Genomic DNA, 12,213 nt, shown 5'->3' with positions numbered 1-12,213 from the left:
AGTGAAGCTGGATTCGATGTACCAGGACGTGATCCTGGACCACTACAAGCACCCGCACGGGCGTGGTCTGCGTGACGGCGACGCCGAGGTGCACCACGTCAATCCGACGTGCGGCGACGAGATCACGCTGCGCGTCAAGTACGAGGGCTCGCGCATCGCGGACGTGTCGTACGAGGGCCAGGGCTGCTCCATCAGCCAGGCCAGCGCGTCCGTCCTGAACGAGCTGCTCGTGGGCAAGGACCTCGCCGAGGCGCGGAAGATCCAGGCGGTGTTCCTGGAGCTGATGCAGTCCAAGGGCAAGCTGGAGCCGGACGACGCGATGGAGGAGGTCCTGGAGGACGCGGTCGCGTTCGCCGGGGTCTCCAAGTACCCCGCGCGCGTGAAGTGTGCTCTGCTGAGCTGGATGGCGTGGAAGGACGCGACGGCGCAGGCCCTGGGGGCCGACGCCGACGCCGAAAGGAAGACGGCATGAGCGAGAACACTGTGACTCCTGAAGAGGGCCTCACGACCAAGCCCGCCTCGGAGGAAGAGGTCCGCGAGGCGCTCTACGACGTCGTCGACCCCGAGCTGGGCATCGACGTCGTCAACCTGGGCCTGATCTACGGCATCCACGTCGACGACGCCAACATCGCCACCATCGACATGACGCTCACCTCGGCGGCCTGCCCGCTGACCGACGTCATCGAGGACCAGGCGAAGTCCGCCACGGACGGCATCGTCAACGAGCTGCGGATCAACTGGGTCTGGATGCCGCCGTGGGGCCCGGACAAGATCACCGACGACGGCCGCGAGCAGCTGCGGGCGCTCGGGTTCAACGTCTGAGGTCCCCGCCGGGCACGCACGCTCCTCGGGCTCAAGAGGCCCCCGCACCTCTGGTGCGGGGGCCTCTTCGCATGCGCCGGTCAAAGTTGTGTACAGCCGTACGCATCGATGTGTACAGTCGTACGCATGGGATACGGACTGCTGGCCGCGGCCATCGCGGCGGAGGTGGCCGGGACGACGGCCATGAAGTACAGCGAGGGGTTCAGCAAGCTGTGGCCCTCGCTGATCACCGTGGTGGGGTATGTGCTGGCCTTCGCGCTGCTCGCGCAGACCCTGAAGACACTGTCGGTGGGGACGGCGTACGCGATCTGGGCGGGGATCGGGACCGCCGCGGTCGCCGCCATCGGCATGGTGTTCCTGGGGGAGTCGGCGAGCCTGGTCAAGCTCTCCGGCATCGCGCTGGTCATCGCGGGGGTCGTGGTGCTCAATCTGGGCGGGGCCCACTGATGGGACGCCGGTACGACCCCGAGCGGCGGCAGCGGATCATCGACGCGGCGCTGCGGGTCGCGGGGGAGAAGGGGATCGCGGGCCTCAGCCACCGGTCCGTGGCCGCCGAGGCCGATGTGCCGCTCGGCTCGACGACGTACCACTTCAAGACCCTCGACGACCTGCTGGTGGCGGCCCTGCGGCAGTCCAACGAAGGGTTCGCGCAGCTCGTGCGGGAGCGCGGGGTGCTCCGGGGCCCGGACGGCGACATCGCGGCCGAGCTGGCGGCCCTCCTCGGGGAGTGGGCCGCCGGGGGCCGTGCGGGTCTTGAGCTGGAGTACGAGCTGTATCTGGCCGCGCTGCGCCGCCCCGCCCTGCGTCCGGTGGCCGCCGAGTGGTGCGAGGGGGTCGGGGAGGTGCTGCGCGAGCGCACCGACGCCGCCACCGCGCGGGGGCTGATCGCGCTCATGGACGGCATCTGTCTTCAGGTGCTGCTCACGGGCGGCGAGTACGACGAGGCGTACACCCGCGAGATGCTCGGCCGGGTCCTGCTCAGCTCCCGGGGCGCCGAAGGCGTGTGACGGCCCGCAGGGCCTCGTCGACGCTCGCCGTGACGTCCGTGACGGGGTACTGCACGTGGCGCACCACCCGCTCGGCGTCCACGACCAGGGTCAGGCGCTTGAGGCGGCTCACGCCCCCCGCGCGGAACGTGGGCAGGCGCAGTGCCGCCGTCAGGGTCAGGTCCGCGTCCGACAGGAGCGGGAAGCGCAGGCCCTCCTTGGCGGCGAACGCCCGCTGCTCGTCCGGGCGTTGCGTCGACACGCCGCGCACGGCGGCGCCCGCCGCGGTGAACTCGGCGAGCCGGTCGCGGTAGGTGCAGGACTCCAGGGTGCAGCCCCGCGCGCCGGGGATCGCCGACCAGTCGGGCGGATAGGCGTCCTCGCGGGCGTAGGCGCCGGGGAAGCAGTACAGGACGGTGTACGCCGCGTCCGCCACGGGGTCGCGGGGCTCGCCGTCGGCGGGGCGCAGCCGGAGTTCCGGCACGCGCGTGCCCAGGAGTCCGTGCACGCGCAGCGCCTCCCGCGAGGCGTCGGCCGGTGTCGTCGCTGTCATCTCTCCCTCTCCGAGGACCCAGGTGTCTCCCCAGTCCTGAAGGGCGATCAGGACCGGCAGCAGGGCGCGCCCGCGCGGCGTGAGGCGGTACTCGTGGCGCGGCGGGCGGTCCTGGTACGGCACCCGGGTCAGCACGTCCGCGTCCACCAGGAGCCGCAGGCGCTCGGCGAGCACCTTGCGGGACAGGCCGAGTTCGCGCTGGAGCGCGTCGAAGCGGCGCACCCCGCGGGCCGTGTCGCGCACGATCAGCAGGGTCCACCAGTCGCCGACGACGTCCAGGGCCTGCGCGATGGCGCAGTGGGCGTCGCCGAGGCTCGTCCGCCGTGGCATGTCCCTCACACTCTCCCGGGCCGATGGGCGCTGACCCGGAGCCTCGCATGCTGCCACAGTCCGTTCCCAAAAGGAACCCACTCCCCGCGGCCGGGGCGGACAGCGCTGGTTGGCCTCCACGGGCCGGGGCCGGTTAGGTTTTCACCCATGACCGATACGACTGCTTCCCGCACCACCGGCGCCGTGGGCGCCGGGCTCGCCACCATCGCCGCCGACGGCACCGTGCTCGACACCTGGTTCCCCGCCCCCGAGCTGGTCGGCGAGCCGGGCCCCGCCGGGAGCGAGCGGCTGAGCGCCGAGCGTGCCGTGGAGCTGCTCGGCGAGGGTGCCGCGCGGGCGATCGGCCCTGACGCCCGCCGTGGTGTGGAGGTCGTCGCCGTCCGTACGGTCATCGCGTCGCTCGACGAGAAGCCACTGGACGCGCACGACGTCTACCTGCGTCTGCACCTGCTCAGCCACCGCCTGATCAAGCCGCACGGCGCGAGCCTCGACGGCATGTTCGGCTTCCTCGCCAACGTCGCCTGGACCTCGCTCGGCCCGGTCGCCGTCGACGACCTGGAGAAGGTCCGTCTGAACGCCCGCGCCGAGGGCCTGCACCTGGCGGTGACGAGCGTCGACAAGTTCCCGCGCATGACGGACTACGTCGCCCCCAAGGGCGTGCGCATCGGCGACGCCGACCGCGTCCGGCTCGGCGCGCACCTCGCCGAGGGCACCACCGTGATGCACGAGGGCTTCGTGAACTTCAACGCGGGCACGCTCGGCACCTCCATGGTCGAGGGCCGCATCTCCGCCGGTGTCGTCGTCGGCGACGGCTCCGACATCGGCGGCGGCGCCTCCACCATGGGCACGCTGTCCGGCGGCGGCAACGTCCGCATCGTCATCGGCGAGCGCTGCCTGATCGGCGCCGAGGCCGGCGTCGGCATCGCCCTCGGCGACGAGTGCGTCGTCGAGGCGGGCCTGTACGTCACGGCCGGCACGCGCGTGACCATGCCCGACGGACAGATCGTCAAGGCCCGCGAACTCTCCGGCGCCTCGAACATCCTCTTCCGCCGCAACTCGGTCACCGGCGCCGTCGAGGCGCGCCCGAACAACGCGGTCTGGGGCGGCCTGAACGACGTCCTGCACAGCCACAACTGAGCACCGCCACGGCGGCACCGCTCCTACGGCGCCCCTCCACGAGCCCGCACAGGGCCCGTGCGGGGGCGTCGGACGCAGGCCGGGACGAGGAGGACGGGCGGGGATGGACGCGGACGAGGCGTACTTACGCGCGCGGCTGCGAAGGCTCGAAGCGGACGAGGCGTCGTACGAGCGGAAGTACAGGCCCTACGACCCCGAGCTGACCCGGCGCGTGCTTGCGGAACTCGACGCGTACCCGCGCATGAACGCGGCGCAGAAGGCACGGTTCCACCGGCGGAACCTTCGCGAGTGGGACGAACTCCTGGCGGACGAGGCCGCGCACCACGACCGCGTCCGCGCCCGCGGCGTCCTGCGTGAGCGGCTCGCCCTGCGGCAGCGGGCCGTGGCGGAACGAAAGCCGCGGCAGGCCGGGTTCAGCTGGCCCGAACTCCTGGTGGGCGTCTCCCTCGCGCCGTTCCTCCAAGCCGTGGCAGGCGCCTACGGCGACCGCCTCGCGGGCCGTCTCGGGCCGTGGACGCGCCGGGGCGTGCGCCGGCTGATCCGGCGCGAGGTGCGGGCCCACGGCCGCGAGCCGCAGGGCGGAGCGTCCGGGCCGGTACTCGAACTCGTCGACGAGCACGGGGTCAGGGTGCTGCTCGACGCGCGCACCCCCGCCGAGGCCGTGGCACAGCTCCTGCACCTCGAACTCGGGGAGCTGCGCGCGGTGTACGACCGGCCGCCGCACCTCGTCTGGCCCGGGGACGCCGAGCAGCGGTGGCGTGCCCAGGGCACCCGGGACGGGGCCGCGTACTACTCGGCCTGGGACCCCGAGCGCCGCTGCTGGGAGCACGGCCCCCTCCCCCCGCGGCCCTGAGGGGCCGTTCCGTGCATATGTATGCTGCGCGGAAACGGAGGGGAGATCTTCATGAACGGCACAGGGGCGCGCAGCGCGCTCATGGCGGGGGCGACCGTGGTCGCGCTGCTCGCGGGGAGCGGGCAGAGCGTGGCCGAGGGCGCCGGCGAGAAGGCGGGCGGCAGCCACCGCTACAAGCTCCAGCACTCGGACATCCACTGGGACGGGTCCCCCGCCCCGTACGAGTCGCAGGTGAGGCTTCCCGACGGGCGGCGCGTGGCCATGTACTACCTGGAGAAGAAGGGGCTCTACGTCCAGGACTACAGCCCCAGGGCGCGCGGCTGGTCCAAGCCCAAGGCCGTCCACCGCACCAAGACCGACGTCTGCCAGGGCATCACGCTCAAGGCCAGGGCCGGGACCGTCGCGGCGATCGCCGACTGGGGGCTCTACTGCTACGACGGCGAGCCCCCGACCCGGTCGCTCGCCGCGGTCGCCACCGGGAGCCTGACGAAGTGGGAGCACCACATCACGAAGGACTTCGACGGCTGGACCAGGGCCGACATCGCCAAGAACGGCAAGCAGGTCACGTTTAAGCGCCACGCGCACCGGCTGAAGTGGACCAAGGGGAAGGGCTTCGGCCCCAAGCACTGACCCCACGCCCGCCTTACCCGCCTTACCCACCTTTCCTGCCTTTCCCGCTTTTCCCAGGACCCGCGTCGCGCCACAGGCATAGCGACGCGGGTCCTGGCACGTCATCCACAGCAGAGGGGGCGAGCAGGCCGCCGGAGAAGAGAAGGTGACGATGGATGCCGAAAGCCAGGACCGCTTCCGGGAGTTCGTGGAGAGCAGGTCCGGCGCCCTGCTGAGGACCGCCGTCCTGCTCAGCGGCGGCGACCGGCACGCCGCGGAGGATCTGTTGCAGAACGCCCTGGTGAAGGTCGCCGCCCGGTGGAGCAGGGTCGACGAGCCCGAGGCGTACGTCCGGCAGGTCCTCTACCGGCAGCAGGTCAGCCGGTGGCGCCTGAAGTGGCCGCGCCGCGAGGTGGCCGTCGCCGAGCCGCCCGAGCGGGCGGGCGACGGCGGGGAGGGCGCCGCCGAACTGCGCGTCGTGATGCGCGGCGCGCTCGCCCGGCTCACCCCGCGCCAGCGCGCCGTGCTCGTCCTGCGGTACTTCGAGGACCTCCCGGAGGCCGACGTGGCCCGGATCCTCGGCTGCTCCGTCGGCACGGTCCGCAGCACCACCCACCGCTCGCTCGCCCGGCTGCGCGCACTCGCACCCGAGCTGGCCGGGCTCGGCCCGATGTCCGCCGAGCCCACGCCGCCCCGAGGCATCTCACCTGTGGAGGTACGACCGTGAACGTAGAGCAGCTGGTGCGCGAGGCGCTCCAGGAGGAGGCCGCGGCGGGCGGCACGGCACGGGGCGACCTCGCCGACCGGGTCCTGACCGCCCGGCGGCGCCGCAACCGCCGGGGCATCGCGGGGGCCGCCGCCGTGACGGCGGCAGCGATCGCCGTGGCCGTGACGAGCCTGCCCGGCGACGGCCCCGGGCGCGCGGAGGCAGGGCCGGCCAGCGGGTCGCTGGACAGCGACGTCATCGGGCACCCCGACCAGTCGCCGCCGCGCGACCTGATCGCCGCGGGGAACACCGCGGTGTCCGGGTACTACACGACCAGCACGGTCAAGCAGTCCAACGGCGACGAACTGTTCAAGCGCCGCTACACCCTGCTGAACCAGAAGACCGGGACGTACGAGAAGGCCGACGAGAAGTGGGCCTGGGCCGACGTCGCCCCCGGCATGCGCACCGCGGCCGTCCTGGAGGGCGAACTGCCCGCCCGGCGCATCGGTCTGCTCGACCTCAGGACCGGCAGGGTGGAGCGCTGGATCACCCCGGCCCGGCCCGTCGCCGGCGTCGAGTGGTCGCCCGACGGCAAGCGCCTCGTCGCGACCTCGTACAGCAAGAACCCGGACCGGCTCCTGGCGCCGCCGAAGCAGTTCCCCCACGACGACCCGCGCCGGCACGGCAGCCGCACCGGCTTCTACGTGATCGACGCGGGCACCGGCGAGGTCGGGGCCTTCCACGAGCTGCGGCAGCCGAAGCCGGACAAGTGGGGCTCCTACGGGGGCAACCCGCGCGAGGACCTCGAATGGTCCCACGACGGTACGAAGCTCTACACGCAGGAGGTCTCGGAGTCCCCGTCGGGGATCACGGACGGCGACGAAGTCGAGTTCACGGACGGCACGGAGGTCTCGGACGGTGACATAGGCGAAACCCGGGACGCCTCGGCCCCCGAGAACCCGAGCCGCAACTGGTACACCCTCGACGGCAAGAAGACGAAGGCGCCCGCGGGCGAGAAGTACGCGGGCTGGCCGCGGGCCGGCCTCTCGCCCGACGGCAAGCTCCTCGCGGGCGACGGCGACGACAAGGGCTCGCCGCTCCTCGACCCGAAGACCGGCGAGAAGGTGGGCAGCGTCCCGGGCATGCAGCAGCTGGCCTGGGCCGACAACAAGCGCCTCATCGCCTGGGGCTGCGCCACCGAGCGGTGCGCGGGCAAGGACGAGTTCCGCACCCGGCTCGTCATGGTCACCGTCGGCGAGAAGAAGGTCGTGCCGCTCAGCGACTTCCGCAAGCCCTCGGACGACGACCCCGGGCGCTGGACGCCGCTGCTCACCACCCGCTGAGCACGCCCGACCCGCATCCCGAGGACTCCCGGCCCGCGCGTGCCCCGTCGCGGGCGGGGGAACGGCCCGCCGACCATGTCCCGGTCGGCGGGCCGCACGGGCGGCACGCGCCGGTGCCAACTCGCCCCGGAATGCGTCATCATGGCGGGAGCCAGGCGCACACGTCCGTCACGTACCGCGTGCACAGGAGGCAGCATGAGGCTGGGCAAGGCACTCGCCACCGGAATCGCCGACGAAGAGCCCCGCGAGAGCGCGGAGGCCGAAGCGCGGGCCCCCGAACTGGTCCTCGACGCGGCGGAGGCCGAGGGGTTGGAGACGGCCCCGGCGCGAGAGGTGCCCGTCGGCCGATGAGTCTCCGGCTTCCCGAGGAACGCCCGAAGGAGCCGCCGACCGGATACAAGATCGCCCACCCGATGCTGTCCCACGACGGCACCCGGGCCGCCTTCACCGGCATCTCCCTGGGCGGCGGCCTGCCCTACGGCGTGCTCGACGAGGCCCGCTGCGCCTACGGCCGGCGCCACCGCGCACCGCACCGCCGCTGCGACTGCGGCTTCCACTGCGTGCACGCCCGCGCCGAGGCCGAAGGGCTGCTGTGCACCGCCGAGCACCGCACGGCCGCCCTGCTGCGGGTCGCGGTGCTCGGCGCGTACATCCGCTTCGAGCGGGGCTTCCGCTACGCGCGCCAACGGGTCCGCTCGGTGACCGTGCAGCCCTGCGACTGCGGCGCGGCCGCCACCGGCCTCGCCGACGCGGGCTGGGGCAGACCCGGCTGGCGGGCCCTCGAAGGGGTCTGCGGCCGGTGCGGGCGTGGCGGCGGCCGCACGGCGGTGACCCTGGCCCGGTTCGCGGCCGCGGCGGGCGAGGGGCTGCGGGTGACCGCCGCCCCGGCGGTGCCCGGGGCCGCGCCGGGCGGCCTCGGCCTGCCCGAGCTGACCGCGGAGGCGGCGCTGCTCCAGGCCCGCCTCGACTGGTTCCAGAGCGAGCTGGGGCGGCTGCGGAACCCGGATCAGGGTCGCCCAGGGGGACCGGCCGGGGGCACCTGAGCGGGGTGGGCGGGCCGTGGCCGGAGTGCGCCGCGGGGCACCGACGCCTCGTTGACGGAAGACGCGCCTCCGCAGGACCCTCGGGCCATGACCTCGCATCCGTACGCGCGGTACGTCGCCGTCGGAGACAGCCGTACCGAAGGGCTCGGCGACGGCGACGAACACCGCGGCTACCGTGGCTGGGCCGACCGGCTCGCGGAGATCCTCGCCGTCGGCCACCCGGACTTCTCGTACGCCAACCTCGCGGTGCGCGGCCGCGTCACGGAGCGGGTGAAACAGGACCAGCTGGGGCCCGCCCTGGCCCTGAAACCGGACCTCGCGACCGTCGTGGCCGGGGTGGACGACCTGGTCGGTCCTGGCTACGACGCGGCGCGCACGGCACGCGCCATGGAGGAGATGTTCGCCGAACTCACCGGGGCGGGCGCGTGCGTGGCCACCGTCACCATCCCCGACATCGGCCGCATCGCCCCGCTCGCGCGCCGCGCGCAGCCCCGGGTGATGGACCTCAACGCCCGCATCCGCGCCGCCGCCGACCGGCACGGCGTCGTCGTGCTCGACCTGTTCCCGCAGCGCATCACGGCCGACCCGCGGCTGTGGAGCCGCGACCGCATGCACGCGAGCCCGCTCGGCCACGCCCTGATCGCCGCGGGCGTCGCCGACGCGCTCGGCGTCCCCGGGTACGCGGACTGGGCCCGGCCGCTGCCGCCGCTCGCGCCGGTCTCCGCGCTCGGCGGCGCGGCCCAGGAGGTGCGCTGGCTGGCCGGCGCGGCGGGGCCGTGGGTGCGGCGGCGGGCGCGGCGGTGGCGCGTGCCACGGCGCGACGGGCACACCGCGAAGCGCCCCGGGCTCGACGTGGTGACGCTGTCGGAACGGGCTTGACTTCAACCTTGGTTCACCTTGGAACGTAGGACGTGCACGCCGGCGTTGAAAGCGCCGCGCACCCCTACTGACCTTGGAGGACTTCGATGACGCAGCGCCTGACCACGCCCCCCGCCCCGCTCGCCGGCGACCGTGGCCTGACCTTCTTCAGCACCTGGCACGTCGGCACGCCCGAGCGCCGGCGGGCCACCGTCGACGCGATCGCCCACGCCTGGGGGAGCCGGGAGTGGCCGCACGAGGGGCTGCTGTCGTACAGCGTGTACGAAAGCCTCGACGGCGAGACCCTGATGCACCACTCGCGGTGGCGTGACGAGCAGGCCTACCAGGACTTCTTCGCGCGGGGGCGCGACGACAGGAACGCGGAGATCGACGCGGCGGTGCCGGGCATCGAGCGCCTCGGCCTGACGAGGACCAGCCTGTACCGGAGCGTGGTCCCGGGCGCCGGGGTGCCGGAGGTCTTCACCACGGTCGAGGCCGCCTTCGACGAGGCGGACCCCGACCGCCGCCGGAGCTGGGCGGACGCCTCCCTCGCCGCCCTGGAGAGCGCCCCTGGCCTCATCGGCGCCCACGCGCACCTGAGCACGGACGGGACGCGGGTGCTCACGTACGCGCAGTGGGCGGACGGGGCCGGGGACGCGGAGGTGGAGGGCGGCACGGTGCGGCGCTACCGGTTCGCCGTCGGCGTGCGGCCTACGGCTTGAAGCGGATGACCTGGGGGTCGTGGTCGCTGTTCTGCTCGGCGAACTCGGCGTTCACGTGGACGCTGTCGTAGGCGAAGCGGCCGACGCCCGGGCTGACCAGGATCTGGTCGAGGACCTGGGAGTTGCCCTGGTAGACGTAGGAGTAGCGCTCGGCGCGCGGCAGGGTCGTGATGCCCGCGCGCAGGGCGCCGCCCGCCTCCAGGGCCTTGGTGGCCGGGGAGAACTCGAAGTCGTTGATGTCCCCGACGACCACGACGTCCGCGTTCCGCTCGGCCGCTCGGACCTTGCGCACGAAGGCGTTGACCGCCTCGGCCTGCTTCACCCGCTGGACCTCGGAGGGCCGGGACGGCGGCTGGTGGTGGGAGGTCAGGGACTCGTCGCCGCCCTTGGACGCGAAGTGGTTGGCGATCACGATGACGGGCTTGCCGCGGAAGGTGAACTCGCCCGCGAGCGGCTTGCGGCTGTTGGTCCACGCCTCGTTCGCCGGGTCGATGCGGCCGGGCGAGCGGGTGAGGGCCGCGCGCTTGCCCTGGCGCACGACGTCCGTCGGCGTGGTCGCGTCGCCGCCGTCGCGGTCGGTGAACGACACGCGCTCGGGGTTGTAGAGGAACACCTGGCGGATGTTGCCGCCGGGCTCGCCGCCGTCCTTGTTGTTCTGCGGGTCGATCGAGCGCCACGCGTAGCGCGGACCGCCCGCCGCCGCGATGGCGTCCGTGAACTTCTTGAGGGTCTGTTCGGCGGACACCGTGCCGTCGTTCTTCGCGCCGTTGTCGTCCTGGATCTCCTCCAGGGCCACGATGTCCGGCGAGGCGAGGTTGGTGACGACGGCCCGCGCGAGCGCGTCGAACTTGGCCTGAGGGTCGCCCGGGTCCAGGTTCTCCACGTTGTACGTGGCCACGGCCAGCTCGCGCTCGCGCTGCGGTCGGGTCCGCTCCCGCTCCAGGCCCTTGCCCACGACCTCGCCGAGGGTGCGCGCGGTGAGCGTGAACCCGCCGAACTGGTTGAAGTCCAGCGGTCCCTCGGTGGTCCCCGTCAGGACGTCCCCGACGTCCGCCTTCGGGAACGGCTTCTCGGAGACCGGCGCCAGCTGCTGGATCTGGAGCCGCCCGGTGTTCTGCGCCTCGTACGAGCCGTAGCGCGCGCCCCCGCGCCGGGTGGTGTTCTCGTGCGGCTTCACGGTCACCCACAGCTCGTTGTACGGGTCGCTCGCGCCGACCACGCGCGAGGAGCCGACGCGTACGTTCATGCCTTCCAGGGACTCGTAGAGGTCCAGGGCGTACGAGCGGGGCCGCAGCGGCAGCTTGTTGACGCTGTTGCCGTCGGCCGGGTCGCCCGCGGGCGCGTACGCGGACGGCACCGACTTGGCGTCGACCGTGACCGGGGTGGGCAGCTCGTTGCCGGACGACTCGACGGTCACGGTCGGCTTGGTGATCTGCGTGAGGGACTGGTTGCCGGAGTTCGCGCCGCCCGGCACGTACTCGGTGACCGTGCCGGAGACACGGACCGCGTCGCCCGCCTTCACGGTCGGGTTCGCGCCGGTGTAGACGAAGACGCCCTCGCTGGTGGCGCGGTCGCCGTCCGCCTTCGGGTCCTGGATCCAGAAGCCCTTCGAGCCGTACGTCCGTACTCCGGTGACGATGCCCGGTACGTCGCCGACCTGCTGCCCCGCGAGCGGCGAGAGGCGCGTGTCGCCCTGGATGTCGTGCACGCGCACCTCGTCGGCGCCCGCCGTGGAGGAGGCCGCCGAACTGCTCGCGGCGAGCAGACCGGCCGCGAGTGCGGTGGCGACGACCGCGCTGACGGCGGCGGATCTGGGCATGCGGGACCGGGATATGTGGGACATCGAGGACTCCGGGATTCGAGGGAGAGGGGCAGAGGGACACGCGACTCGGGGAGGTGGCGCTCTACGCGCGTCAATCTCCGGTGTGAGCAGGGGAGTTGTCAAGGCTGGAAGGGTGTCGCGGGGCTGTACGTCTTCTGGCGGGTACATGAACTAAGGCAAAGAGGAGTAAGCGGACGCCGCGGACGGAGCGCCCCGGGGGGCCCGGGGCGGAGTGCCCCTTAGGGGCGCGGAGACGCGGGTGGGGCGCCCCTTGGGGGCGTGGGGAACTGCGTGACCAGCCACGACGAACTCGCAGGTGAAGGACGGGTGGAGTGCCCCGTAGGGGCGCGGGGAACTGCGCGAGCGGCCACGGCGAACCCGCAGGTGAAGGACGGGTGGAGTGCCCCGTAGGGGCGCGGGGAACTGCGC

The 12,213-nt window shown here is 73.2% G+C and carries 15 protein-coding genes; 13 read left to right on the top strand and 2 right to left on the bottom strand.

All coding sequences use genetic code 11. The features are described 5' to 3' along the window. Nucleotide 1 precedes the first annotated feature (1 nt). The 4 genes from sufU (at nt 2) to AC07GB_RS25065 (ending at nt 1,829) form a co-directional block, all read left to right on the top strand. The gene (gene sufU / locus AC07GB_RS25080) at nt 2–472 is read left to right on the top strand and encodes a Fe-S cluster assembly sulfur transfer protein SufU (protein ID WP_478849049.1); all 471 of its coding nucleotides are present in this window, start codon (nt 2–4) and stop codon (nt 470–472) included. Further along, on the top strand, nt 469–822 hold the full coding sequence (locus AC07GB_RS25075; protein ID WP_242716451.1) for a metal-sulfur cluster assembly factor: 354 nt from the start codon (nt 469–471) through the stop codon (nt 820–822). Before sufU ends, AC07GB_RS25075 begins: the two co-directional genes overlap by 4 nt. 126 nt (nt 823–948) lie before the next feature. Continuing rightward, the gene (locus tag AC07GB_RS25070) at nt 949–1,269 is read left to right on the top strand and encodes a DMT family transporter (RefSeq protein WP_478849047.1); all 321 of its coding nucleotides are present in this window, start codon (nt 949–951) and stop codon (nt 1,267–1,269) included. Then, on the top strand, nt 1,269–1,829 hold the full coding sequence (locus AC07GB_RS25065) for a TetR/AcrR family transcriptional regulator (RefSeq protein ID WP_478849045.1): 561 nt from the start codon (nt 1,269–1,271) through the stop codon (nt 1,827–1,829). The genes AC07GB_RS25070 and AC07GB_RS25065 overlap by 1 nt, the downstream gene beginning before the upstream one ends. Here the strand turns inward: AC07GB_RS25065 and AC07GB_RS25060 are convergent. Next, nucleotides 1,801–2,691: a winged helix-turn-helix transcriptional regulator gene (locus AC07GB_RS25060; protein ID WP_478849043.1), complete on the bottom strand. Its 891-nt coding sequence runs from the start codon at nt 2,689–2,691 to the stop codon at nt 1,801–1,803. The genes AC07GB_RS25065 and AC07GB_RS25060 overlap by 29 nt on opposite strands. Nucleotides 2,692–2,838: 147 nt before the next feature. On the opposite strand from AC07GB_RS25060, the gene dapD reads away from it, so the two are divergent. From dapD to AC07GB_RS25015, 9 genes are all read left to right on the top strand, one after another. Continuing rightward, nucleotides 2,839–3,828 (top strand): 2,3,4,5-tetrahydropyridine-2,6-dicarboxylate N-succinyltransferase, encoded by a 990-nt coding sequence (gene dapD, locus AC07GB_RS25055; RefSeq protein ID WP_478849041.1) that lies wholly within the window; start codon nt 2,839–2,841, stop codon nt 3,826–3,828. 103 nt (nt 3,829–3,931) lie between these two features. After that, on the top strand, nt 3,932–4,681 hold the full coding sequence (locus AC07GB_RS25050; protein WP_478849039.1) for a hypothetical protein: 750 nt from the start codon (nt 3,932–3,934) through the stop codon (nt 4,679–4,681). A gap of 51 nt (nt 4,682–4,732) precedes the next feature. After that, on the top strand, nt 4,733–5,311 hold the full coding sequence (locus AC07GB_RS25045) for a hypothetical protein (RefSeq protein ID WP_478849037.1): 579 nt from the start codon (nt 4,733–4,735) through the stop codon (nt 5,309–5,311). A gap of 151 nt (nt 5,312–5,462) precedes the next feature. Further along, entirely contained in the window at nt 5,463–6,017 is a 555-nt protein-coding gene (locus AC07GB_RS25040) for a SigE family RNA polymerase sigma factor (protein ID WP_478849035.1), read from the top strand. Continuing rightward, nucleotides 6,014–7,339 (top strand): WD40 repeat domain-containing protein, encoded by a 1,326-nt coding sequence (locus AC07GB_RS25035; RefSeq protein ID WP_478849033.1) that lies wholly within the window; start codon nt 6,014–6,016, stop codon nt 7,337–7,339. The genes AC07GB_RS25040 and AC07GB_RS25035 overlap by 4 nt, the downstream gene beginning before the upstream one ends. A gap of 195 nt (nt 7,340–7,534) precedes the next feature. Continuing rightward, on the top strand, nt 7,535–7,690 hold the full coding sequence (locus tag AC07GB_RS25030) for a hypothetical protein (RefSeq protein ID WP_478849031.1): 156 nt from the start codon (nt 7,535–7,537) through the stop codon (nt 7,688–7,690). Beyond that, a complete protein-coding gene (locus AC07GB_RS25025) occupies nt 7,687–8,382 on the top strand; it encodes a hypothetical protein (RefSeq protein ID WP_478849029.1) in 696 nt (231 codons plus the stop codon). Before AC07GB_RS25030 ends, AC07GB_RS25025 begins: the two co-directional genes overlap by 4 nt. An 87-nt stretch (nt 8,383–8,469) precedes the next feature. Further along, nucleotides 8,470–9,261, top strand: a complete 792-nt coding sequence (locus tag AC07GB_RS25020) for an SGNH/GDSL hydrolase family protein (protein ID WP_478849027.1) — start codon at nt 8,470–8,472, stop codon at nt 9,259–9,261. 86 nt (nt 9,262–9,347) lie between these two features. Next, nucleotides 9,348–9,962, top strand: coding sequence for an antibiotic biosynthesis monooxygenase (locus AC07GB_RS25015; protein WP_478849025.1), 615 nt, complete (start codon nt 9,348–9,350; stop codon nt 9,960–9,962). Here AC07GB_RS25015 and AC07GB_RS25010 read toward each other — a convergent pair. Beyond that, a complete protein-coding gene (locus tag AC07GB_RS25010; protein WP_478849023.1) occupies nt 9,952–11,781 on the bottom strand; it encodes an endonuclease/exonuclease/phosphatase family protein in 1,830 nt (609 codons plus the stop codon). The two genes, AC07GB_RS25015 and AC07GB_RS25010, sit on opposite strands and share 11 nt — an antisense overlap. Nucleotides 11,782–12,213 lie beyond the last annotated feature (432 nt).

The sequence above is a fragment of the Streptomyces sp. NPDC045778 genome (genome assembly GCF_056431945.1).
This window is presented reverse-complemented; position numbering and strand designations above follow the sequence as displayed.